The organism is Nocardiopsis changdeensis (genome assembly GCF_018316655.1).
Classification (GTDB): domain Bacteria; phylum Actinomycetota; class Actinomycetes; order Streptosporangiales; family Streptosporangiaceae; genus Nocardiopsis; species Nocardiopsis changdeensis.
In genome coordinates this window covers 4,692,582-4,716,615 of sequence record NZ_CP074133.1, presented here as the reverse complement: position 1 = coordinate 4,716,615, position 24,034 = coordinate 4,692,582, and the positions used below count along the sequence as shown (strand labels likewise).

The window sequence follows — 24,034 nt, the reverse complement described above, 5'->3', positions numbered from 1 at the left end:
TCTCCAGGTTCTATGCGTGGGGGAGGGGCGCGGACGGCGTGCCGCCCGCCCCGGGGCCGAAGAGGTCGACGAGGTCGTCGAAGTAGAACGTCACCGCCGTGACCGCGACGGCGGCCGCCAGCATCACCGCCGCTCCGCCTGGGGGCGGAAGCGCGGGGCCGAGCGCGAGGGAGCACCCCAGGCCGGCGGCGGCGAGCACGGTCAGTACGGCGTTGCGCCACACGTGCGGCCACCCCAGCGCGGATTCGGCCTTGCCGAAGCACGAGCACGTGACGGCCTTCTCCGCGCGTACGGAGTACAGGGCGAGCAGGGCGAAGGCCGTGAACAGAACGGTGGCCGCGATGAGGGCGGGCACCCTCGCCCACGCCCCGGCGAGCAGGGCGGCGCCCACGAGCAGTTCGACCGCGACGTGCGCGAGGGAGGCGGCACGGGCGGGGAAGCGCGGGACACGAAGGCGTTCGGCCAGGTCCGCCCAGGTCCGGAGGTTGGCGTCACCGCGGACCTTGGACAGCCCGGAGGTGAGGAGGATCCCGGCGACCGCGGTCTGCAGGAAGAACGTGGTGAGTACGAGCAAGGGGGTCCGCTTCACGGTTCGCGGGGGCGGGGGAGGAGGGGCGGGCGCGGCCCCGCCCTGCGGCGGGACCGCGCCGACCAGGGGTCAGCAGTCGCAGGCGATGGTCACCCACGAGCTGCAACGGGCATCGCCGCCCTGCAGGCAGCACTCGCGGCGCTGCCGGTACACGCGCCGGGGACAGGTGCTGCTGACGCAGCGGTACTGGTAGCCGCACGGGGCGGCGGCCGCCTGGGCCTCGGCCCGGGGGGTGAAGCGTTCGAGGATCCGGTCGGCGAAACGAAGGAGGGGGGATGCCTTCATGGGACAACCTTTCTCTCACCACGCCCTACTGCGGGGTGATGGCAGAACCTTAAAGGTTGAATGTCCAATTGCGCCAGGTTCGTTGGCTCGGTCTCCAGAAGTTAACACGGGCAACGGGAACTGCAGGAACAACAGAAACCGCAGAAACATTCGAAACAGTGGAAACGGCGGGACCGGCGGGAACAGAGGTCGGTGGAACCGTGCATTCCATGATCCCATCAACCGAGGTGCGGCGGGGGCCTTGCCTGGTTGGGGAGGTGTCGCCGCCCGGCGCCGGGCGGGCCTGGCGCGGGGGCCTTTCCCGCTCCCCCGGGGTATCGACGCGTTTCCGTAGCGGAGTCCGGTTCCGATGGCTCCGCGCACATAAAAAAGCGAGTGGCTGTATCGCTTTTTCATTCCCCCCTGGTCCTCGGAAAGTTCGGGAAACCCGGTGATCATCCGTGAGTGCGGCGTTTTTCGGGACGTGGTACCGGAACGGTGATGGGAATTCCGGCCCCGGTCGCCCCCGTACCGCCGTCGGCATCCACTCGCTCCTCGCGGGCTCCCTGAGGGTTCCCCCGGGCCCGGTGCCCCGACCGCGACGAACCCCGCAGGGACCGCAGGGGAGGCCCGGCGAACCTGTGATCGCGAGGTCCTGGATAGGCCCATGCCGCCCGCCCAGGATCGGTGCCACGGCTCGAACGGGACCCCGGGACGCGATCGGACGCGTCGCCCACCACCACCCGGCCCCGGGCCGGACCGGCCGCGGGAGACCACGACCGGCGCCCCCGGCGGCACCGGCGGCGCGACCGCCCGCACCGGCACCGCCCGCACGGGCCGAAGACCCCGGGCCCCGGCGGCGACAGCCCGCCGACCGCCCCGCGACCACGACACCGAGGAGCAGGACCATGCCACGCCGACCCATCCACATCACCATGCCGGACCTGACCGGGAAGCGCGCCGTCGTCACCGGCGCGAGCGACGGGATGGGCCTGGGAATGGCCCTCCAGCTCGCCGCGGCGGGCGCCGAGGTGATCATGCCGGTCCGCAACCCGGACAAGGGCGCGGCCGCGATCGCCGAGATCCGGAACACCGCGCCCGGCGCCGACGTCTCGCTGCGCAGCCTCGACCTGTCCTCGCTCGACTCGGTCGCGACCCTCGGCGACACCCTGCGTCGGGAGGCCCGGCCGATCCACATCCTCATCAACAACGCCGGCGTGATGCGGCCCCCGGGGCGGCAGACCACGGCGGACGGGTTCGAGCTGCAGTTCGGCACCAACCACCTCGGCCACTTCGCCCTGGTCGCCCGCCTCCTCCCGCTGCTGCGCGCCGGCCGGGCCCGGGTCACTTCGCAGATCAGCGTGGCCGCGCGGCGGGGCGCCGTCAACTGGGGGGACCTGAACTGGCAGCGCTCCTACGACGAGATGCGCGCGTACAGCCAGTCCAAGATCGCGCTGGGGCTGTTCGGCCTCGAACTGGACCGCCGCAGCACGGCCCACGGCTGGGGCATCACCAGCAACCTCTCCCACCCCGGGGTGGCCCCGACCAGCCTGCTGGCCGCCCGCCCCGAGCTCGGCCGCAGTGAGGACACCCCGCACATCCGCCGGATCCGGGCCCTGTCGGCCCGCGGGATCCTGCTGGGCACCCTCGAGACCGCGAAGCTGCCCGCCCTCCTGGCCGCGACCGTCCCCGACGCCGGGCGAGGCGAGCTCTACAGCCCCGCCGGCCCCGGCCGGCTCGGCGGCCCGCCGGCCCGGCAGCGGCTGTACCCGCCGCTGCGCAGCGAACAGGAGGCCGCGCGCGTCTGGCGGACCTCGGAGGAACTGACCGAGGTCGCCTTCCCCGCCTCCTGACCGCCGCCCGCACCGCCACCCCACAGCCCACGGAGGCCGCATGAGCACCACAGCCCCCCGCCCGCCCCGCCCCAGAAGCCCCTGGTGGGTGATCATCGGCAGCGGCACCGCCAACGCCGTCGGCCCCCAGATGTACCTGGCCACCATCGGCCTGTTCGTACTGCCGATCGCCGAGGAGACCGGGTTCGGCCGCACCACCGTCACCGGGGCGTTCTCGGTCGCGGCGGTCGGGATGGCCATCGGCCTGGTCGTCGTCGCACAACTCGTGGACCGCTTCGCCGCGCGCTACATCCTCGTGCCGGGCTTCGTGCTGTTCGCGGCCTCGATGGCGCTGATCGGCCTGGTGCCGCCCATCGAGTGGGCCTACCTCGTCCCCTGCTTCTTCGTGGGCCTCTTCGGGGCCGGAACGGCCGTGCCCGCCACCCGGGCGGTGGTGAGCTGGTTCGACAACAACCGCGCCCTCGCCGTCGGGGTCGTGACGGGCATCATCGGACTGGGCTCGGCCCTGGCCCCGCTGCTGGCCGGAGCGCTCATCGAGAACGTCGGATGGCGGTCGGCGTACGGCCTCATGGCCCTGGTCTCCGTCCTGGTGTCGGTCACGATGGTCACCCTGTTCGTGCGCGCCCGCGCCGAACACCACGTCCGCGGACGGCTCGTCCGGGAGACCCGGTCCCGCGGACGCGACGTCAGCCTCGAATTCCCCGGCCTGACCGTCGGCGAGGCGCTCCGCACCCGGCGGTTCTGGGCCGTCGCCCTCGGCCTGGGCCTGGTCGGGGTCGTCGTCTACGGCCTCCAGGTCCACCTCGTGCCGATGATGACCGACCGCGGGCTCGCCCCCGAACAGGCGGCCACCCTGCTGGTCGTCTTCGGCCTCGCCTCGCTCGTGGGCCGGGTCGTCGGCGGCCTCCTCCTCGACCGCGTGCACGCGACCGTCGTCGGCCCGATCGTGATCCTCGCCCCCATCGCCGGCATGCTCTTTCTGGAACCGCCCTTCGGCGCCGCCGCGGTCGCGGTCGCCTTCATCGGCGTCGCCTTCGGCATCGAGGGCGACCTGCTCGCCCTGCTCATCACCCGCTACCTGGGCACCCGCCACTTCGGCCGGATCCTGGGCCTGGTCCAGGCCGCGTTCCTCCTCGGCAGCGCGCTGGGACCCCTCCTCCTCGGGCTCGGCTACGACCTGCTGGGCTCCTACGACCCCGTCATCCCCGTCCTCATGGGCGTCCTCGTCGCCGGCGCCGTCCTCATCGCGACCCTGGGCCCCTACGCCCACCCGGCCGTCGACGGCTTCGACCGCCTCGCCGCCCGCGACGAACTCGCCGCCGCCGAGGTCCTCAGCGACATCGCCGGCAGCGGCCACCCCGACCGCCCCCGGGCCCGCCCCCACACCTGACCGCCCCACCCGCCCGGCCACCCCGCCCGGGCGGACGCCCCACACCGAACTCCTCCACCAACGTCCCCTCTGGTGACCCGCACCTCTCTCAAGCTCGCGAATACGGGACCGATCGAAGACCACGCGCGTCGACACCGACGTCTCGCCCCGGTTCCGCACCTGCCTTTTCCCTCCTCGTACCGGCCCCCGTCCTCACCGCCTCGCCCGTCGGCCGAGCGGACTGGAACGAACGAGAACCGGCGGTGAAAGCAGGGACAATGTGCCGCCAGGAATGCACAGGGCACCCGCGGAGCACTCGCTTCGTGGGCCCCGCACCCCACCTGCTGGGCCGTTGTGCACGGCTTCGAGAACCACGACACGGGCAGAGAGAAGTAGAGGACATGGCGGGGTTCGACCGATCCGCGCCGGGACCTGGCTTTTGTGCTCCGGTTGGCGGCGGACGGTTACCGGGTCGCGCGATCCTCTACCAGACCCCGAACGAGCACATCGGCGTGATGGGCTTCACCGGGCCGGAACCCTAGCAGCAGAAGCCTTCGGCCCTGCGGTTCCGGTTCGTCCCTGGTGCGGGGTTGAGGACACTCGGGGTCGCAGCGCAGCGCCGTGCCTCACTGGGAGAGGAAACCGGAACACCGTCGGCCGTTCGTCTGGGGACCGGACCCGCTCCGATACCGGCTGGCTCACTTCGGTGGGTTGGTGCGGGCGGCCTCGGAGGGATCCACGTCGAGCACGTGGACGCCCGCGGCGGATGAGACCACGATTGTGCCGTCAGGGGTGGCCAGAAGGTCGTGTACCCGTGGCGGGGCCGGCCAGGGCAGGACGATCTTCTGCGGGGTTTTCGTGTCCAGGAACAGGAGGTACAACAGCCCCGGAAGCTCCTGTGGGCGGTTTCTCTCCTGGACGATGACGGCGACCGGGCGTCCGTCCCACTCGGTCACCCGCGACACCACAGCCCACGGATCCCCCGCCGAGAACACCGGCTCCAGATCGGGCAGGGTGACTATGTCCTCGGCTTCGGCGAGGTAGGTGTTCCCGGCCGCGCGAACGATATCGACGGCCCGGCCCTCGGGGACCCAACCGTGGAGACCGACCTCGCCCACCCGGGAGCCGTCATCCGCCCGTTGTACGTGAACGAAGGGCTTGTCGATGGTGTCGAAGCCGTAGTCCCAGGCCTCGACGACCTCCTTGGTTGTAGGACATACCAGGTAGCCGTGCCGCAAAGTGAGGCACTCGCTGATTTCCCGGTAACGGCAGTGGTTGAATCCCAGGGCGGGGAGCGATTCTCCGGTGGCAAGGTCCACAGCTGACACCGAATGGTGGTGCCCCTCCCCGGCTTGGTGCAGGAAGAGCAGGTCACGGCCGCCGTGGTGGCCCATGGCCAGGTGGTACCCGTCAAAGGATCGTTTCCCCGTCCCTGTATCAGGTAGGGGGAAGGTCTTCAGAACGGAGCCGTTGCGCATGTCGGTGATCGTCAGGGTCTCGGCGGTGGCGGACGCCAGGACCGGGGTGGGAGCGAGAGCGGGAAGGCCGACCAGGTGGACCGGGGATCCGAAAGAGTTCATGGGGCCCAGGGGGCGGCGGCTCCTCAGGTCGAAGGCGACCGCGAGGAAGAGATCGGTGAGACGGGCGTCCTCGCGCTCGTCCTCCATGACGACCAGCAAGGTGTCCTGGACCAGCTGAAGGCATGCCCCTCTCCACTCCTCGCCCAGCAGACGGGTCTCCTGCATCGTGCCCCTAGCGTTGTGCATTCCCCGGCACGGTACTGCTCATCCTCGACCCGGGCCGAAGCCGGGGCCGCCGCAGAGGACCGGGCCGTCTCCGAAAGGGGCGGGTGACGGTTGCATCCGCCCCCACTCGTCGGCCGCTGTTCGTGTCTGATGTGCCGGTACCGGTCAGATGGCCCTGTGCATGGAGACGCTCAGCTCTCGGTCCGCTTGGGCGGACGCCCACGGCGCGGGGGAGGCGGTGCCCATGCGGAGACCTGTTCCTCGGTCAGCTCCAACCTGTTCAGGTACTCTGCGAACCTTCGCCTCAGTTCGACGCCGTCTCTGTGCGAACGGCGCGGGCCGATTCCGGCCCCGACGCGGTCGACCCAGGGCAGTATCTCGGCCAGGCCTGCGAGCAGGGGGACCACGGTCTGCGTGGGGGCCTGGGGTGTCGCCAGGTTCCGTTCGACGATGTCCACCAGTGCCCAGGCGCGGTCACGCGCGTCCCATCCGGCCCATCCGAGCATGCTGGTGGGGGACAGCCCGGGGGAGGGGTCGGGAGAGTAGGAGGTGAACCGTTCATTGGGCATGTCGAATTTGCCTCGGTTGGCCCAGTACGACTTCCTGAGGAAATCGGCCGCGGTGAACTTGGGGGGCGACGGCGCGCCCGACGGATCGGCGTCAGCGGTGTCACCGGACGGAGGAGGGTTCTCCCACCTCCACTGCAGGTCCCACAAGCGCGTCCATTCTCGGTGTTTGCGCAGGCCGGAAGCGCGAAACCTGAGCGCTGCGAGGAAGGGGACGTGTTCCTCCGCGAGCAGCGCGGCGAGCACCTTCCTGACGGTGGATCCGGGGCTGTGCGTCTCGACGGCGGCGATCACGTCCGGATCGTTCTCCAGCGCCCCGATCAACTCGGAGAGAGGCCGAACGGTCGGCCGCTCGACCCCGTCCGTCCCCAGTGTGTACCAGAGCTCTCGGCTCTCGCACCGCTGTAGGAGCCAGGCGGCGACTGCGGGGCGCCACACGGATTCCCACGGGGGAGTGGCCCACCGGTGTTTGAAGTCCGGTCGTTCCAGCACACGGAGCGCAGGGTCGTTACGTAGGGCGTCGATGCGCGCGAGCACGACCCGGCGGTAATCGGACGGCCAGTGGGCGGGCGGAGTCGTGGAGCGGCTGATGGCGTTCCTCGCGAACCACTCGCTCTCCTCGAAGGCCTCGGGAGCCTCGTCCTGCTCCCGGGCCAGTGCGAACTCGAAGGCCCGTTCTCCCTGAACGATCCCTTCGGGCAACGAGTCGAGGGGAACATGGGGGATGCTCCCGGTGGGAACGATCCCGTACGACTCGTAGACCCGCCAGTCGAGCTCCTCCTGGAGCAGGACCATACGCCCCAGGATGGAGCGCCACTCTCGGCCCAGTACCGCGATGCGCTCTCCGGTCGGGGGTGTTCCGGCATCCTCGACCTCGGCGCGCAGGGTGAGGAGCTCGCGCGCCAGCGAGTCGAGTTCCCGGGGTATCTCCGCCTCGGTGAGAGCGGGCAGGGGCAGTTCACGCATACGCGATGAGGTGAACTCGTAGATCGCCTCCCAGCCCTCCCCCGACCTGAGCTGGTCGCCCCTGGGGTTGCCCTTGCTCCGGCTGACCTGCTTCATCCAGAAGCACACGGTCGAACTGTTGAGCACCCCGAGTAGCGCCAGGGCCGTCTCTTCGGTGATGGAGGTGGGCAGTTCGATGACCGGAGCCGAATTCAGCGGCGCGTTCACGTCCCGGTTCAGGGCGAAGTGGGTGTGGGTGGCCACCCAGGGGAAGATGATCGACCATGAGGACACGTTTCGGTTGGTCGTCAACTGATGCCAGTCGTACCATTTCTTCGGGTTGATCCTGGACCGGTTGGCGAGCACCCTCTGATAGGGCCACAACCGCCTGAGGTGCCCGGGAAGGTCCCGCAGGTCGACGAGTTTCGTGCGCTCTTCCCACGTGCGGGGGAAAAAGGCCTTCAGGTCGCTGCGGACCTGCCAGTCGCGAACCTCCGAACCGGTGACCAGGTCGATGGTCGCCTCCGCCTCCACCTCCCAACGGCGCATCGAGGCGGGGGACGCGGAGAACAGCTCGTCCGCTCCGGTGCTGGCGATGTAGCCGATGCGGTGGACGTGGTCGCTCAGCAGTGTGTCCGAGCGCAGGGAGCGGAACACGGCTTCGGTCCGGGGCGGGCTGAGAAGCCAGGGGTGGGTCCGGAAATCATCCTGTGGGCGTTCGTGGGAGGACGTCCAGGCGTCCTCGCTGGGAACCTTGGCGAGTCGCTCCTTGAGGGAGGTCCACACCCTGCCCTGGCCCGGGTCGTCCGGGGCGGAGGGCTCGCCGCGCTCACAGTTGACGACGGTGACGCGTGAGCCCGGGGAGGGTTCCCGGTTGCGCCCGGTGAGGATGAGCGTCGGTATGCCATGGCCGGGGATGTAGGCGCCGGAGGTGTCGATGATGTCGCTGATCTGCACCGTGGGGAGGAATCGCTCGACCAGGGGCCTGCCGAATTCCCGCTTGGCGAAGGCGCTCGCCGTCAGCAGGCCGACGTACCCACCCGAGCGGGCCAGGGAGAAGGCGCACTCGGTGAAAGGGGCGTTCAGGGTGAAAGCACCGGATCGCGCGCTCCGATAGCCCTCGCGGTAGGCCTTCGTCGCGTCCTGGTCCCCTGGGACGATGTAGGGAGGGTTGGTGGCCACCGCGTCGTAGCTGGAACGCCGCAGGATGTTCGCGCCCGTGGTCAGGTTCAGGAGGGCGAGATCCCCGTTTCCGGCCCAGGGCCAGCCCAGGACCACGGGTGCGCCGGGCCCTTCCAGCAGTGAGTCCGCCTCGGCGACGAGGAGCCGCCACTCCCGCTCGGCCTCGGGGGAGGCGTTACGGGCCTGCCCGAGCACTTCGACCGCGAGGCGGAAGCGGCTGACCATGACGGCGATCGGGCTGAGGTCGCAACCGTGGACGCAGGCCAGGGCCAGGGCGATCGCCTCGCCCCCGGGCAGGTCCGGCCTTTCCTCGCGAATCCTTTCCAACACCCGGCGGAACGCGTTCAGGAGGAACCCGCCGGAACCGCAGGCGGGGTCGATGTAGCGCAACCCGTGCTCGGTGACGCTGTCGGTCTCCTTGAGGGCCCGCCCCAGGGAACGGTCGAGAACCAGGTCGATGACGAAGTCGGGAGTGCTCTGCAGGGCGTAGGCCTTGCGTGAGTCCTCGGAGAGGTTCTGGTAGAGGATCTCGAAGAGGGTGGTGTCCGGTCCGGCGCCGGTGGCCGAGGGGATCGGCACCGATCCCAGAGGCGCGCGTTTCCCGTTGCGCCAGAAGGCCACCAGGTGCCGGGCCGTGGCCTCGTCCGGCCGGTGCTCTCGCCATGTGCCTGCGCCGTGGAAGACCTCGCCGAGAACGGGGTGCGCTTCGACCGCCTCGTTCATGGACCGCTCGATGACCTGTAGGGGGCTGGCGGTCGGGAGGTCGGCCGGCACGTCCGTCCGGGTCAGGGACGTGTGCTCCACGAGCCCGATGTCCTCACAGAAAGCGACGAAGGCGGTGGCGAGCACCCACAGGACGGCAGCGTGTTCAGTGTCCCGCTCTGTTGCCCCGGTGGCGGTGGGCGCGGGTCGAAGGCCCTCCCGGACGATGCCCACCAGGCGCCGGAGTGGCCCCAGCGACAGGGTCTCATTCACGCGAACCGTCTCCTCGTCCCTCGAAATACCTGGTCAGATCGGCTCTCCCGATGGCGGGAGAGGTATCCGGTCGGCCTTGTTCAGGATAATGCATCTATTGAGTGCGGTAAATAGTTGTGCGTGCTGCAGCTGATTGGTACCGTTGTAGACGTAGAACCCGCCCGTGCTGTGGCCCGCTCGGGTGCGCCGCACCACACCCCCAGTTCGTCGCTCTCCGTAACTCACAAATGAACAGAGGTCGCAGACACATGCCTGTCAAGCTCGCCGCGGTTCTCATTTGCATGGCCATCGCCGCCTGTCTGGCGCTGCTGTTCGCCGTGATCGCCATGCTGCTCACCCGAGAGGAGAAGAAGTCGTGGTCGGCCGCGCTGCGCGCGTCCTTCACCACGTTCCTCGCCACGATGACCGCACTGATCGCCATGGTCGGCGTCGTCTTCGCGGTCCTATGACCGGGAACCCGCCGGGGCCGCGGACCGCGGCCCCGGCCCGAGAACGACGGGCCGGCTGAGCGCCCCCAAGGATCCGGTCACCAGGTCCGACCTCCGAGGAGGGAAGAGTTTCCGGTCAACCCCCGATGTTCCCGGGGAGTCCTATCGCGGGTAGGTCGCCAGGTCCTGTGGCACTGACGGCAGGGCGGAGTCGTCGAACGGCATCGCGAACCTGATCCGGTCCCCCTTGCGCAGGTCGCGGAGGAGGAAGTGGTCGATGAGCCCCTGGAAGGTCTCGAACAAGGCGAAGAACTCGGCGTGCCGGATGAGGACGTCGCCGAGTGGGCTCCGCCCGCCCGTGTAGCGGCGGCGGACGCACTCGACGGTGAGGTCGAACCGGTCGGAGAGCCGGGGAGGGAAGCCGCGGGCGCTGCTGATCGTCTGCTTGTTCCCGGCCCTGTTGCCCGGCCAGATCATCACCCCGCCGACCGTGTAGCCCAGGTTCCAGAACGTCTTGAACTTCCCGTCATCGAGCTCCGTGACGACGGCCCGGGTCTTGTGCGGGAACATGGAGACGACGGTGTCGCTGCTGAGCCAGAAGCCGCCTTGGTCCGACTCGTAAATGGGATAACCCGCCGACTCCCATCGGCGAGATCGAAGCACGTTCCGTCCGGAAGTTCCCTGATCCAGAGCGTCCGGTGGTAGAGGCGCAGGGTGTCGTTGTGGGCCTCAGGGGCCTTACCCACGGGAATGTCGGTGGTCGTATGTCGTGTCGATCAGGGGGTCATCGGCCGGCTGTGATCTGTTCGGCGGTCGGGTGCAGATCCGGGCGCACCGCCTCCGACGCGTTCCTGGGCGCGGGAGGCATGGTCGGGGCAGTAGATCCGCAGCTGCGCTTTCGTACACCGCGCGTGGTGGTGCTTGATGATGGTCAACCGGTCGGCGGCCAGGACGGTCCCGCATGTGGAGCACCTTAGGTGGCCAGGGCCGACGGTGTTCCGGTCGGGGAAGACCTCGCCCAAGACACGGGGTTCGTCGTACCCGATCAGGTCTCGTTCGTCGGTGACCCCTGCGCTCCCTTTCTGTGGTGCCCGGCCTCGGTGTCGGCTTGCCGGAGAAACAGAGGCGCCACGGTGATCCTGTCATCGGGACTCGTTCGCCGCATCGCCCGCTGCGGGGCGCGCCGGTCTCTTGGGCGGCCGGGTCAGGCTCCGATGCGGAGGTCGGTGAGAAGGTCGAAGATGTACGACGGCCCTTGGAGGTCCTGGACCTTCCCGGGGCTGCCCAACGGCAGGAGCGTGTGCGCCTCGGCGAATTGGGCTCCCCGGTTCTCACGGGGACGAGATCTGGTCCATCCGGTCAGTGAGCCCAGGCGATGGCAGGTGCCCTCGAAATGGGTCTTGTCCACCCTGCGCATGAACACTGCGGCGACGTCTCACGGACTGTGGGATCCGCGAGAGGGACAGAGTTCGGATCCGCGGAGCGGTGGGAACCACTGTGGACGAACCGGACGATGCGCGCGGCCAGTGCGGGGTGGTCCTTGAGGGCGACTTCGACGGCATTGGCCAGGTTGATGCCCTGCTTGGGCGACTTGAACTGGAGGAAAAGCTCCATGATCTTGCGCGCCTGGTTAGGGGACGATGTGGTCAGTGCGAGGTCCGCCTCCACGGAGGGCTCGTTCAGTGCCCGCAGCAGTGTGTCGGCAACGGTGTGGAACAGGAACAGATATTCGGTTTCTAGCAGGACAGCTTTGGGACCCTTGGGGTCCATCGGGACCAGTTCCGGGGACCGGCGCCCTTCGGCGGTCCGTCGTGACTTCATTAGGTGCAGGGTGCTGGAGGTGTCCTGGTGCTTGAGGTCCTTGCTCCAGTGACGCAGGAACGCCGTGCTGTAGGTGAGGGCGAAGAGCTGACGGCACTTCCCTCCTCGGGGTCCAGCCTGGTGGTCAGGGTGGAGTAGACGCCGTACGTGAGTTCGTCGGCCAGGCTGGACACCGGGTCGTCCACCACGACGACGGTCGAGGACAGCTCCCTGCCCCGCTCCTCCAGGCTCTGCAGGAAGCAGAGCAGGGCGATCGCGGTCTTCTCGCCCTCACTGAGGTGGCGTGCGGGCTCCCCGTGGCGCAGTACCCGGTACTGTCCATCCCGGTGCTCGAAGTCGATGACGCATCCTGTCTCGCGCCCCCGGACCCCGCTCGCCCCCTAGCCCGGCGACCCGGAACCCGAGGCCCGCACTGCCAGGCCTGCGAGCACCAGTCCGGTCGCTGGCTCCGCGCTCGGAACCTCCCCTGCTGGGCGGCCACCACGCCGAGTACCTGCGCGAGCACCGCCGCGCCGCCGCCCTCCAAGTCCGGCACCCGCACTTGGCCGTCTGGTTTGGTGAGGCCACCGGCTCCTACTGGGGCGCCTCCTCCACCGACCTTGCTGAAGTCCCTGATGGGGGACCTTTCACCGACTGCTCGGTCCGCTCCACACCGAGTGCTGAGCCCGGTTCCGAAGGACCTGTGCGGCTGCGCCTGGTGTGCGGCCGCACAACACTTTTCCGTCGCCTTGAGCGAGGCGGCCTACTCGATGCCGGGCTCCTCGACGGGTTCGCCCTCGACCGTATGGACGGCTCCGGGCCCCGGATGTCTGATCGACCGGATACCCGGGTTCCGGTAAGTGAGCTGTATCGGTTCCCGGGAGGGCGTGAAATCTCTGGGCAAGTCCGTGTCGAGCACGAAGATCTGGAACGTTTCCTCCCGTTCTGCGGCCATGGCCTGGATCTGCCGGTACATCTTTGTACTCAGCTCCTGGAGCGGGCCCAGGGATTTCTGTGGGCTGTCCAGGATGAGAAAACCGGGGAAGGGGTACTGAGGACTGCTCAACGCGACCGACTGCAGCGCCAACCAGTACCCCACGATGAAGGGGACCCGGTTGCCCCCGCTGATGCTCACGGTGTCGAATTTCTTCCCGTCGATGTAGGGGAGGAAATCCCGCGAGTAGATGAGCGCCTCCCGCACGTTGGGAGCCGTAAAGCTATCCAGCAGCAGCGCACTGTAGATCTCTGTCAGGCTGGAGAACAGCGTACTGGACGTGGACTCGAGGTACTCCTGGTGTCGGCTCAGTTCCTCTTTGGCGTCCGTCCACGCTTCAACAGCCACTTCGTACGCGGTGGCGAAGCTCGCCGCGTGTTCGGCAGTGGAGAGCAGGAGGTTGATCCGTTCGACCTCCGCCGTCGCCCCTGCGAGCTGTTCTGCGACCCGGGCGAGTTCCTCGGAGCCGGGGAAACCCAGGCGCGAGGTGAGAAGGTCCAGCTCCGCCTCCAGTTCGCGGAGTTCCTCCAAGAGGTCGCTGCGGTAACTTTGAAGAGTCGCGCGTTCCTGTTCTCCTTGGATTAGGAGCAGGCGTATCTCCTCGCTCTGGTCCGATAGTTGGGTCTCCTGGGCGGTTGCCTCTCCTGGCACGGCGAGCGGGAGCCGGTCCGGGCCGCCGGACCGCTCATGCGGTGTCCTTCTTGGGCGGTGAGGTTCCTGCTGTGGAATGTCCTGAAGGCATAGCCGACAGGCTTCGGGCTCTGCACGATGTTCATCCAGCTCCTGGAGGCATCGCGGGCATTGGCTGAACTCGATGGGGGCAAGAAGGACGTTTGCGGTACGGACGCGATCCAGCCTCGCCAGGGCTGCTGCCAGTTCCTCGGATCGTGTACGGCGCTGCTGTTGTGTCTGTTCAAGGCGTTGCAGTGCTTCGTCTGTTCTGGCCACCGTATTGCGAGTGGCCGTGAGTAGTCCGCGCAGTGCGACGATTCGGTCGTCACGGGCCCCGAGAGAGGAACGCAGCCTCTCATCGGTCCGTAGAAGTCGTTGCCGATGCTGCTCCGCCTCGGACAACTCGTTCATGAGGTCGTGCTGTTCAGGGAGAGCTGCGCGTTCGACCAGAGCCTGTACACCCTGGAGATGGGCGCCGGCATCACGCCGCTTCCCCTTGGTCTCATCGACCTTTGCCTCCAGGGTCGTGAGGCGTTCGTCGACAAGCCCGAAGAGCAATTCGAAGATGCGCTTGCGTCGAGGGGTCAGAGAGGTGACATCGTGGCGGGCGATACTGTGATCGATCTCGAACTGGGGTACGTGCATGTACTCCCATACATGTTCGAAAGTCACTACCTTACGTCGGCCGTTCACGGTGACCTCGATATCTGAAGGGACCCCCAGCCATCGGAGCAAGGCTGTGCCGATACCGATCTCGTCCTGGTCGGGAACGACCGGGTACTCACCGAGGGCTTCCTGGGAGTCAAGGTCGACGACTTCCACGATTCCGGGAGTGCGTACCGCACGTGCCAGGCCGAGCCGGTGATCGCCAGCCACGATCTCCACGGTGACTCGTTCCACCGAGCGTTCCACCACTGGGGTCTGCTGGGCTTTCATTCCCAAGCCGAAGCGGATCAGCTCGATCAGCGTGCTCTTGCCCGCTCCGGGGTCGCCGATCAGAAGGTTCAGGCCTTTCCGGAAGGTTCGCCGGTCATGTCGTTCCTTGTCCGTGTGGAGTTCGAGCGCTTCGACCCGGAACAGGATGCTCACGTGATCAAATCTCCGAAATCGTGTTCCTCGTTCAGGGACAAGCGGCCCTGGATCAGTCCCGCGATACGGTTACCGTTCATGCCACGGGCGGCTTCGGCCACAGCGCGGCAGCGGTCCGAGATCGCCGCCCATGCGGGCGTGACTGCCGCTGCCCGGGCCACCTCTATGCCATGAGCGCTCGGCCGCAAGGTCATGCGGGCCCGGCCTTCGGAGCCGCGGAGAAGCAGAGTCCGTCCGAGCAGTGCACCCACCACGGTGTAGTAACGCTCGTCCCATGGGCCGTAGCGGTGCCTGTGCATGGGGGCCTCCACAGCCCGGACATCGGCCTCCTCCCGGTGGAGACGGGGATCGGTGGGGTCGAGTTCATCGAGGACCTGACTGGCGAATAGGGGATAGCGCACCAGGAAGTCGAGTTTGGCCAACTGCCCCAGTCCATCTACGTATCCGGGCCCGGAATTTTCCTCGGAGACCGAATGAACGAGGAGGAGAACCCGAATCTCGTGGTAGTTCCGGTCCCGGAGGAAGTACTCCCGGTTCCGAGTCGGAATAGGGTGGTTCACGTCACTCGCTTCCTTCTTCGTCCTGGGCATCGGAAACGGGAGTGGAGGATCCGAGCAGGATGGCGTCGGCGTTGAACCGGAACGGTGTGAACCAGATGCGGCATTGATCGGAGGCATCGGCGAGCGCTCCGGTGAGGAGTGTCCGGGTCAGTCGGAAGGGGAGGGGTGGAAAGCTCTCGGGTGGCAGCCGTGTGGCGCTGTGCCATAGGCGGGTGCCGAACATCTCCTGTCCCACACCTTCGTTGCGCAGCTCGACATGGAGATCATCGACTCGGTCTTCCAGTTCGTCTGCAAACTCCTGGAGCTGGGCGTGGTTGCCCGGTGAGTCGTCGACCTCCGCTGCGCAGGTTTTTCGCCATGTGGCCATGCGGTCTTCGGCCCGCTGAATGGCGTTGGACTCCAGTTTGCCTACGGTCATTTTGACGGAGACCTTGTGTTCGAAGGGGAGTCCCGGTGCGAGAAAGACCTGAGGCCTGCGCAGAGCCCGCTCGATCACTGTCAAAGCCTGACCCGTGGTCACGGTGCGCTTCTCCACGGCCTCTGGTCCGAGAGCATGAGGCCGTGTGCTGAAGGAACGGATCAGGTCGGTGAGTCCTGCATCTTCTGTGGGGAGCTGGTCCTCCATGCTCTGTTCCACGAATCCGGTGAGCGCCTCCCAGACCGCCTCCGCCTCGGTCGAAGGATGTCCGAGCCGGTGGAGCACGGGTCTGACGAATCTCAGTGGCCCTGCGTCGACGATGTGCCTTCGGCCCGGGATGTTCGTGTCCAACAACAGGGAATCCAGGAAGCGTGTAGAGGAGGCGATCAGATCGTTATTCGGTTCGCAGTGGTTCACATGGTTTGAGCGCCCCTGGGACTCCTCTTCGCTCAGCCCGGCGTCCTTGTGGTGTACCAACAGGTACCGGGCCAAGGTGAGGTTCAAACCGGCTCGCTCCTCGGGGGACAGTGCGTTTCGAGGAGTGGCGTCGGCTCCGTCTTCGAGCTGGCACAGGTCGCGAAGGAGCCGCGTCTCCGGCATGCTTCGGATGGCATTGTTGGTCACCATGCGGCACCCAGGAGCTTCGGAGAGACGTCGGTAGTTCCGGTAGAGATGAGGGATTCCGCCATCGCTCATCAGGGTCGACCAGGTCCACGCCCCCTGATCGTTGTCGAGGTGTTTGGCGGATACCAGCCACCATCGATCCCCGTCGAATAGTGCCCAATCCTCGTGGCGTTCGCTGATCAACGCTCGATGGGGTGAAACTTCTCCGTGTTGCCGGTCGGTCAGATCCAGGCTGAGGAGGGCGAGGAGATCACGGGTGGCGACACGTGACTGCCAGCGATAGCGGTTGAGAGTACGGGAGCCGGAGTCTTCCTCTGGGGCCACCGCAAGGAGGGGAGTCTCGCTCAGAGATGTTCACCCTTTCCAGAGATTGGTCAAGCTGTTTCTACCACTTCCCTTGAGGCAAGGGGGCCAGGTCTCAGGTTTCTTCTCAGGAAACCGCGTGCAGGTGGCGGTGGGATGGTTTTCGAACGGCTCCCTGACGTGGAGTGATCTCGGGAAGCTTAAGGAGGTCGAAATCAAGTTCGAATAAAGTACTGCGTTGATGGCCGAATGTGGCCGCTCTTCCTGCGACTCTCCGCTGGTACGGCAAGCTTTGAGTTAGAGAGGCTTCCCGGGTGTAGAGTCCCGGGTCAAGGTGAACGTCGCTCGGATTCACGTGGACTCGGTGGGCTCTTCATAAGCTTCCCAGGGCTGGAAGTGCCGTTTGGTGGATGGAGTCGGCGATGGCGTCGATCCGATCGAGGAGAGCCTCCGGCTTGGTGCCAAGGTCAAGGACGTGCTGGTGTCCGGTGATCCCCCTGCCGCCGTGGAGATGGTGTCGGCCGCCCTTGGTTTTCGGACTCGCTGCGTAAACCAGGCGGCCATTCACGAGATCGAGCCGAGTGCAGTAAGCCAACATTTGGTGGCAGTCGCCGACATGCCCGCTTGTACCCTAGACCCGCTTGTACTTGACGTCCACCACGTCGGCGGGGCTGCCGCTGTCGGCTCCCAAGAGCTCGTAAACGAGACCTGGGCGAGTCGTGCTGTTCTCTCGTGGTCCAAGTGGGATCGTGAATCTTGGGGCAGACACCGGCCTCCCCTGACGCTCAAGGCGTCGGACAGGGCTCGGATGCCGAAGTCCTCGAAAACCTGCCACATGCGCAAGATCAGGCAGTCGGCGCGCACTGCGCGGTCCTCGCTGGGCTCGTAGGAACACGCGCTCAGGACGAGCTCGGCCAGTCGTAGAGGTTGTCGTGCTGGCCGTCGTGGGCCTTCTCTTCCCCGGTTCGCCGACGGAGGCGATCGTGGTGAACCTGGTGGCGGGCCTCATCGAGGCGCCGCTTCTCTTCCTGGGGGCGTGGCGGCTGTCCCGGCGGGGGGAGAACGGGAGGCGGATGGTCATCGGGGCGGGTATCGCGGCGTCCGTGCACGGGGCGAGCATCATCGTTCAGGTCTTCTTCCTGGGAGGGCCGGTGGACTGGGTGTTGATCGCCATCGTGTTCGGCCTGGTGAGCGCCGGTACGGCGGCCGGTGCCGTGGCCGCGGCCGCCCATCCGGACACCGGCCGCTGGTGCGCGGGCGGGGCCGGGGCGCGGTGAGCGCGGCGCCCCGCCGCGGCCCGCCGGGTTCCGGACCTAAGACCCTGGAGCGGTTCCCGGGGCTCGGATAGGTTCGCGCCACCGCGCGGTCTCCCCGGCCGCCGGTTCACGGCAGTGCGCCGACGCGATGGAGGAAGCGTGTACGGAAAGACCGCTGTCGAGTGGGAGCAACTGGTCGCCGCGACCGTGGGCTTCCTGGAGGAGCGCGCGCGGGCGGGCGCGGTCGTCACCTACACCGAGCTGAGCCGCGCCCTGGTGGTGCGGACCGGACAGCGGGCCCTGGACTTCTCCCAGCCGGACGACCGGGCCGCGGTGGGGCGGCTGCTCGGCGAGGCGGTGGACCGGACCCTGCCCGAGGTCGGCGCCATGATCTCGGCGATCACCCTCTACCAGGGCGGGAACGACCCGGGGCCGGGCTTCTACGCCCTGGCCGTGGACAAGGGGCTGCTGACCCCGAACGCCTCCCCGGCCCAGCGGCTGGACTTCTGGACCGGCCAGGTGAACCGGGTCTACGCTCACTACCGGTATCGCTGACCACCGGTCGCGGGCTCGGGGGAGAACGGCCCGACGCCGCCCGGCCGGTGCGCACGAAGGTGTTCCGCCGACGGTGCGCGGACCCTGAGACCCCCGGGCCTCCAGGGCCCGCCACCGTGTTCCCCGACCCGAGGGAGGACCCATGGACCTCCGTGTCCGTCCGGCGGGCACCCGGCTTCCGGTCCGGTGGCCCGCGTGACCGGGCGGTCCCGGCCGTTCGCCGTGCTCGACGGGTTGACGGCCCCCGACCTCGCCGCCTGGGACGGCCTGTGGCAGGAGCCGGCGCCGCCGGAGCCCGGAGCGCTGCGCGTGAAGTTCCTCGGGGTGTCCACCCTGCTGCTCCACGACGGGGAGCACGCCGTCCTCACCGACGGCTTCTTCAGCCGCCCCTCCCCGCTGCGCTTGGCCCTGGGCGGGATCGCGCCCGACCGGGCGCGGATCAGGGCCTGCCTGCGGCGGTACGGCGTCGGCCGGGTCGACGCGCTCTTCGTGGCCCACTCCCACTACGACCACGCCCTGGACTCGGCCACGGTGGCCGCCATGACCGGGGCGACCCTGATGGGTTCGGCCTCGACCCGGAACATCGCGCTGGGCCAGGGCTTTCCCGGGCACCGGTTCCGGGAGGTGGTGACGGGCCGGACGGTGGAGGTGGGCGGCTTCGAGCTCACCGCGCTGCCCGCGGCGCACAGTCCCGGGGACCGGGCCCCGGGCAGTGTCCGGGCGCCCCTGTGGACCCCGGCGCGCGCCTCCGGCTACAGGACGGGTGACTGCTACGCGCTGCACGTGCACCACGGCGGACGCGGTCTCCTCGTCCAGGCCAGCGCCAACAGCGTGCCGGGGGCGCTCGACGGGTACCGCGCGGAGACCGTCTACCTGGGCATCGGTGCCCTGGGCAGGCAGGACGAGGAGTTCCGCGAGCGGTACTGGGAGCACACGGTGACCGCGCTCGGGGCGCGGCGGGTCGTCCCGATCCACTGGGACGACTTCCTGCGCCCGCTGCACCGGCCGCTGCGGCCGCTGCCCCTGCTCTTCGACGACATGGCGGCCAGCATGGACTTCCTGGTCGGGAGGGGCCGGGCCGACGGGGTGTCCGTCCGGCTGCCCCGGCTGGGACGGGACGCCGACCCCTGGGCCTGAAACTCCGGGACGACCCGCGGGAGGCCGGGAACCGGGGCCGCGAGTACGCCCTCATCGTGCTGCGGGTCGCACCGGGGACGTGAGCGAAGTCCGGGGTTCGCGGCGCCTGGGGTTTTTGTCGCTATCCGGACTTCTTCCTCTGGGCGTCGCCGCAGGGCTCGGCTAGGTTCGTCACGCAGCGTGGCCGACGCCGCGTGCGGCGGTCGCTTCGGAGCCGGCGTGTACGGCAGAGCCGAAGAGGGACGGAATCGGCCGGTTGACGCGGTCGCGTCCTGCCTCGCTGAGAGCGACAGGAGCGCTTTGTGCGCACCATTCGGTTGGCCGAAAGCGGTCACCTGCTCGATTCCACCGACAGATATTCCGTTGACCTGATAAAACGTGCGTGCCGGAATGGTCGCGGACCGTGACAGAACGGTCCCTTTCGGCGAAGAGGAGTGTGCGCGGGTGCCGCGGGACGAGTCGCTGGTCAGCATCGGTTTCCAAGAGGACGTCACAGAGGAGGAGGCCGACCGGTACACCCGCGACCTGGTGCTCCTTCTGGAACGCCTCGACGTGGACGAGGTCCGGCCGGCCGAGGAGGGGGATTCCTCCGCCGGAACGCGGTCCGCCGACCCGGCCGCCGTCGCGGGAGCGGTGGTGGTCGTCGGAGTCCTCTTCAAACCGGTCCTCACCTCTCTGGTCTCGCTCGCCGGGACCTGGCTCGAACAGAGCGGGCAGAGGTCGGTCACCGTGGAGGTCGACGGGAACAGGGTGACGGTCCAGGGGCGGATGGACCCCGCCGAAGTCGAGACCTACGTGCGGGCACTGCGCGCCCGGGAGCCCCGGCCGGCCGGGGAGGCCGACAGGCCCGGGGGACCCCCGGAGCCTCTGGAGGCCCGGGAGGCCGGGGAACCCCTGGAAGCAGGGGAGGGCGCGGAGGCGGAGGACACCGGAGCGTGAAGCGCACCGCCATCCTCATCGGTGTCAACTGCTACGAGGAACTCGACGACCTGCGCTCGCCGCACGCCGACGTCCTCTCCCTGGAGCGGGTGCTCAGGGCCAACGGTCACTACGACCGGATCCAGACGCTCCTGGACCCCGTCCGGAACGAGGCCATGGAGGTCCTCGAGGCGGCCCTCGCCGAGGCCGGCCCCCGGGACCTCCTCCTGATCTCCTTCTCCGGACACGGGCTGAAGGACAAACGGGGCCGCCTGCACCTGGCGCTCCGGGACACGCGGCGCAAGCGGCTCGAGACCACGGCGATCTCGTCGGAGGTCCTCAAGCGGCTCCTGGAGGACTCCAGGATGCGCAGCAGGGTGCTCCTGCTGGACTGCTGCTACGGCGGCGCCTTCGCGGACGGTTTCGCCACGCGCGGTGCGGAGGAGGAAGACCCGCTCGACCTCGAACGCCAGCTCAGCGACGGTGCCGGAATCTACGTCATCGCCGCCTCCGGAGCCTTGGAGCGGGCGCGCGAGGGGGACAACAGCCAGGGCGTCCGCCCCTCCCCCTTCTCCAGCGCGGTCATCCGGGGGCTGGCGGGGGCGGCCCCCGACGCCGACGGCGACGGGTGGATCGACGCGGTCGACCTCTACCAGCACGTCCACCGGGAGGTGGACGAGGTGGACGGGCAGCGCGTCACGGTCTCCTCGCTCGGGGTGCGCGGATCACTGATCCTGGCCCGGCACACCGGCGCCGCCACGGCCACGGGTCTGCCCGGCCGCGCCGACGGCGCGGCGGCTCCGGACACGGAGGCGCGCGGAGCGGGGGCGGGAAGGGGGGTGCGGGACGCCTCCTCCGGCCGCGGCACCCGGACGGAGCCGGCGGCTCCGGCGTCGGCCCCGGGCACATGGTCGTGGGCGCCCTACCTCGACTACCTGCGTGACGGGCTGCTGCGCCAGAGCCTCCTCCAGCAGCTGCCCGATGCCGGGAGCCAGGACATCGCGGTCTGCGATATGGGATCGGAGGCCCTCCTCAGCCGGGCCCTGGAACGGTGGGCCCTGACCGGCCGGGCCGGGGACCTCGCCGGGGAGGCGGCCAAGGAGTCGCGTCCCCTGCGCTACGGCTACCCCGCGGTGCTGTTCGACCCCGCGCGCCGGGGCCGGAGGGGCGGGCGGCCCAAGGCCGCCCCCCTCGTCGTCATGGACGTGGAGATGGTGGAGGAGCCCGGGGGGCGGTTCCTCGTTCCGGTCGGCGAGCCCGAGCTCAACCGGGAACTGCTGCTCTCCGCCGAGGCCGTGGCCGAGGAGGACATCGAGGAGCTGCTCGCCTGGTTCGAGGCGGACCGGCCCGGGGACGGCGTCACCGCGCTGTCGGACAGGGCGCGCACCGTGTGCGGGCGCCTGGGCCTGGCCATGGTGGACCGACTGGCCGCCGGAGGGCTGCGGCGGGCCCTGGACCTCCGCCCGGGGGCGCGGCGCGGGGCCTACAACGCCGCCCTGCTCTACCGCGGGGATCCCGCCGCCACGGCGGTCAAACAGCTCGTCGGCGACCTCGACCACCGCGAAGGCGGGAACGGCATCAGGCCCGGCGCCATCCGCGGGACGGCCCTGGGGGCGCTGTCCGAGCCCGCGGAGGCCGCACGCGAACACGGTGCCCGTGCCCCCGCCGTGGTGACCGGCCACGGGAACTCGGCGCAGGAGGCCATCCTGGCCTCGGCGATGAACCGCACCCTCACCGTGGCGACGGGCGCCCCCGGCACGGGCAAGAGCGAACTCATCACCTCCGTGGTCACCACCGCCGTCGCCGCGGGGCAGTCGGTCCTGGTCGCCTCCACCAACAACACGGCCGTCGACGAGGTGGCCGGCCGGGTGAACCGGATCGGCGGCGGGGCGGCCCTCATGGTGCGCACCGGCAACCGTGAGCGGAGGGCGGCCGAGCCCGAGGCCCTCACCGCACTGCTGGCCGCCTCCTGGCCGGAGGCCGACGCCGCCACCGCCGGTGCCCGGCTGGCCGTCCACGAGCGGGCCCTCGGACAGGCCCGGCAGGAGTTGGCCGAGGCCGAGCGGCGCGAACGGCGGTCGGCCCTGATCGCCGGCACGCGCCGGCGCCTGCTCGGGGGCCTGCCCCCGCCCGTCGCCGCCGAGTCCTTCGGGGACTCGCCGGACCTGCACGGCTGGAGGCACCGCGTGGGGGCGGCGATGGAGGCCCGGTGGACCGGCTGGTGGCACCGGTGGCGGACCCGCCGCCTCCTGGGGATCGACGGTACGGAGACGGAGCTGGGCGCGGTCCTGTCCTTCCTGGAGGTCGAACACGAGTGGCGGGCCCTGCGGGCCTCCTCCGCCGCGGCGCCGAGCCCGGAGGAGACGGCCGCCCGCATCCGCCGGATCAGGGCCGAGCGCCGCGAGGCCTCCGAGGAGTACCTGCTGGGCCGGACGGCGGAGGCGCTCCACCGGGGGCGAGGCGTCATCGAGGGCCGTCTGCGCGACCTGGCGTCGAAGCAGAAGTCCTGGAAGGGCATGCGGTCCCTGGTGCGCACGGTGCGGGCGTGGGCCGTCACGTCCCGGTCGGTGCGCGGCGTCTTCCCCCCGGATCCGGGTCTGTTCGACCTCGTCGTGGTGGACGAGGCCACCCAGTGCACCGTGGCCGACCTCGTCCCCCTGCTCTACCGGGCGCGGCGCGCCCTCGTCATCGGGGACCCCCACCAGCTCCAGCCGGTCGATCCGCTCGACTCCGAGGACGACCGCCGCCTGCAGGCGGTGCACGGCCTCGACCGCGCCCTCCTCGAGGAGCGGTCGCTCGGCCTCACCGGTGCCTCGGCCTACCACGCCGCCGCGTCCGCGCTCGTCGAAGGGGGCGGGGAAGTGCTCTGGCTGGACGAGCACTACCGCTGCCACCCCGACATCATCGCCCCGGTGAACCGGCGGTTCTACGGAGGCCGCCTGTCGGTGCGCACCGACACCGCGTCCCTGGCCGCGCCCGTGGAGCCGGCCGTTCGATGGATCGACGTCCAGGGGAGCTGCGAGCGGCCCCGGGCCGGCTCGTGCCTCAACCGGAAGGAGGGGGAGGCGGTGCTCGAACTGCTGAGGGAACTCTGGCGGACCCTCCCCCCGGACGCGGGCATCGGTGTGGTGTCACCCTTCGCCGCACAGGTCCGCTGGTTCGAGGAGAACCTGGGCGAGCAGGCGGCCGAGAGGATCCGGGTGGGTACGGCCCACCGTTTCCAGGGCGGGGAACGGGACGTGGTCGTGATCTCGCCGACGGCCGCCACGGGGGTGCACCGGAACGCCGGGCAGTGGGCCCTGAGCCGGCAGAACCTGTGGAACGTCGCGGCGACACGGGCCAGGTCGCGCTTGTACATCGTGGGCGACCGGCGCTACTGGGAGGAGAAGGGCGGCCTGCTCGCCGACCTCGCCTCCGCCGGAGGCCCGGCCGAGGAGACCGGGCTGGACGCGGCGGGCGTCCTGCTCTTCGAGGCGCTCCTGGCGCGGGGGCGGGATCCCCGGGTCGGGCACCGCGCCGGAGGGTACCCGTGCGACCTGGTGGTGCCCGGGCCGGACGGGGACACGGCCGTCGTACTCGACGGGGCGGCGCCGGACACCACGGGTTCGTCCATCCCGGGGCGGGCCCTGGAGCGAACGGTGGACCGCGTCGGGCTCTTCGCCGCCGTCTCGGGGATGCGGACGGTACGGGTGCCCGCCTGGCGGTGCCTGGCCGAACCCGAGACCGTGGCGGCCGAACTGGTATGAGCCGGCGCTCCGGGCGGCCCTGCCGGCCTGCCGCCCCGGACCGGCG

Annotated in this window: 17 protein-coding genes and 2 pseudogenes; 8 read left to right on the top strand and 11 right to left on the bottom strand. The window is 69.4% G+C overall.

Translation table 11 applies throughout. The features are described from left to right. Positions 1 to 10: 10 nt before the first annotated feature. Positions 11 to 574, bottom strand: coding sequence for a MauE/DoxX family redox-associated membrane protein (locus KGD84_RS21475; protein ID WP_220562175.1), 564 nt, complete (start codon positions 572 to 574; stop codon positions 11 to 13). An 84-nt stretch (positions 575 to 658) separates the two neighbouring features. Beyond that, positions 659 to 874 carry a hypothetical protein gene (locus tag KGD84_RS21470; protein WP_220562174.1) on the bottom strand — a complete coding sequence of 72 codons (216 nt, stop codon included), beginning with the start codon at positions 872 to 874 and terminating at the stop codon, positions 659 to 661. Positions 875 to 1,761: 887 nt separating this feature from the next. On the opposite strand from KGD84_RS21470, the gene KGD84_RS21465 reads away from it, so the two are divergent. Then, positions 1,762 to 2,706, top strand: a complete 945-nt coding sequence (locus KGD84_RS21465) for an SDR family oxidoreductase (protein WP_220562173.1) — start codon at positions 1,762 to 1,764, stop codon at positions 2,704 to 2,706. A gap of 40 nt (positions 2,707 to 2,746) precedes the next feature. Next, the gene (locus KGD84_RS21460) at positions 2,747 to 4,096 is read left to right on the top strand and encodes an MFS transporter (protein ID WP_255646728.1); all 1,350 of its coding nucleotides are present in this window, start codon (positions 2,747 to 2,749) and stop codon (positions 4,094 to 4,096) included. Between the two features lie 677 nt (positions 4,097 to 4,773). Here KGD84_RS21460 and KGD84_RS21455 read toward each other — a convergent pair. Both KGD84_RS21455 and pglX read right to left on the bottom strand, forming a co-directional pair. Continuing rightward, positions 4,774 to 5,820 (bottom strand): hypothetical protein, encoded by a 1,047-nt coding sequence (locus KGD84_RS21455; protein ID WP_220562172.1) that lies wholly within the window; start codon positions 5,818 to 5,820, stop codon positions 4,774 to 4,776. A 191-nt stretch (positions 5,821 to 6,011) separates the two neighbouring features. Further along, entirely contained in the window at positions 6,012 to 9,488 is a 3,477-nt protein-coding gene (pglX, locus tag KGD84_RS21450; RefSeq protein WP_220562171.1) for a BREX-2 system adenine-specific DNA-methyltransferase PglX, read from the bottom strand. 281 nt (positions 9,489 to 9,769) lie between these two features. Between pglX and KGD84_RS21445 the strand changes: the two genes are divergently transcribed. Beyond that, entirely contained in the window at positions 9,770 to 9,937 is a 168-nt protein-coding gene (locus KGD84_RS21445) for a hypothetical protein (protein ID WP_220562170.1), read from the top strand. 141 nt (positions 9,938 to 10,078) lie between these two features. Here KGD84_RS21445 and KGD84_RS21440 read toward each other — a convergent pair whose 3' ends face one another. The 7 genes and pseudogenes from KGD84_RS21440 to KGD84_RS21420 all read right to left on the bottom strand — a co-directional run bounded on the left by KGD84_RS21440 (position 10,079) and on the right by KGD84_RS21420 (position 16,397). Beyond that, on the bottom strand, positions 10,079 to 10,579 hold the full coding sequence (locus KGD84_RS21440; protein ID WP_420910367.1) for a DUF6994 family protein: 501 nt from the start codon (positions 10,577 to 10,579) through the stop codon (positions 10,079 to 10,081). After that, positions 10,576 to 10,668: pseudogene (locus tag KGD84_RS33840) on the bottom strand (hypothetical protein); the annotation flags it as partial. The pseudogene KGD84_RS33840 and the gene KGD84_RS21440, both read right to left, overlap by 4 nt. Positions 10,669 to 11,275: 607 nt before the next feature. Continuing rightward, positions 11,276 to 11,980 carry an AAA family ATPase gene (locus KGD84_RS21435; protein ID WP_260697238.1) on the bottom strand — a complete coding sequence of 235 codons (705 nt, stop codon included), beginning with the start codon at positions 11,978 to 11,980 and terminating at the stop codon, positions 11,276 to 11,278. After that, a pseudogene (locus KGD84_RS33835) lies at positions 11,911 to 12,078 on the bottom strand (AAA family ATPase); the annotation flags it as partial. The gene KGD84_RS21435 and the pseudogene KGD84_RS33835, both read right to left, overlap by 70 nt. A 401-nt stretch (positions 12,079 to 12,479) precedes the next feature. Beyond that, positions 12,480 to 14,471 (bottom strand): ATP-binding protein, encoded by a 1,992-nt coding sequence (locus KGD84_RS21430; RefSeq protein ID WP_220562168.1) that lies wholly within the window; start codon positions 14,469 to 14,471, stop codon positions 12,480 to 12,482. Beyond that, entirely contained in the window at positions 14,468 to 14,893 is a 426-nt protein-coding gene (locus KGD84_RS21425) for a hypothetical protein (RefSeq protein ID WP_220562167.1), read from the bottom strand. Before KGD84_RS21425 ends, KGD84_RS21430 begins: the two co-directional genes overlap by 4 nt. A gap of 139 nt (positions 14,894 to 15,032) precedes the next feature. Continuing rightward, positions 15,033 to 16,397, bottom strand: coding sequence for a hypothetical protein (locus tag KGD84_RS21420; protein WP_220562166.1), 1,365 nt, complete (start codon positions 16,395 to 16,397; stop codon positions 15,033 to 15,035). A gap of 911 nt (positions 16,398 to 17,308) precedes the next feature. On the opposite strand from KGD84_RS21420, the gene KGD84_RS21415 reads away from it, so the two are divergent. The 5 genes from KGD84_RS21415 to KGD84_RS21395 all read left to right on the top strand — a co-directional run bounded on the left by KGD84_RS21415 (position 17,309) and on the right by KGD84_RS21395 (position 23,988). Next, positions 17,309 to 17,653, top strand: a complete 345-nt coding sequence (locus KGD84_RS21415; RefSeq protein ID WP_220562165.1) for a hypothetical protein — start codon at positions 17,309 to 17,311, stop codon at positions 17,651 to 17,653. 138 nt (positions 17,654 to 17,791) lie between these two features. After that, positions 17,792 to 18,187, top strand: coding sequence for a hypothetical protein (locus KGD84_RS21410; RefSeq protein WP_220562164.1), 396 nt, complete (start codon positions 17,792 to 17,794; stop codon positions 18,185 to 18,187). 195 nt (positions 18,188 to 18,382) lie between these two features. Then, positions 18,383 to 19,324, top strand: a complete 942-nt coding sequence (locus KGD84_RS21405) for an MBL fold metallo-hydrolase (protein ID WP_255646727.1) — start codon at positions 18,383 to 18,385, stop codon at positions 19,322 to 19,324. A 444-nt stretch (positions 19,325 to 19,768) separates the two neighbouring features. Beyond that, positions 19,769 to 20,263: a hypothetical protein gene (locus tag KGD84_RS21400; protein ID WP_220562163.1), complete on the top strand. Its 495-nt coding sequence runs from the start codon at positions 19,769 to 19,771 to the stop codon at positions 20,261 to 20,263. Continuing rightward, positions 20,260 to 23,988, top strand: a complete 3,729-nt coding sequence (locus KGD84_RS21395; RefSeq protein WP_220562162.1) for a caspase, EACC1-associated type — start codon at positions 20,260 to 20,262, stop codon at positions 23,986 to 23,988. The genes KGD84_RS21400 and KGD84_RS21395 overlap by 4 nt, the downstream gene beginning before the upstream one ends. Positions 23,989 to 24,034 lie beyond the last annotated feature (46 nt).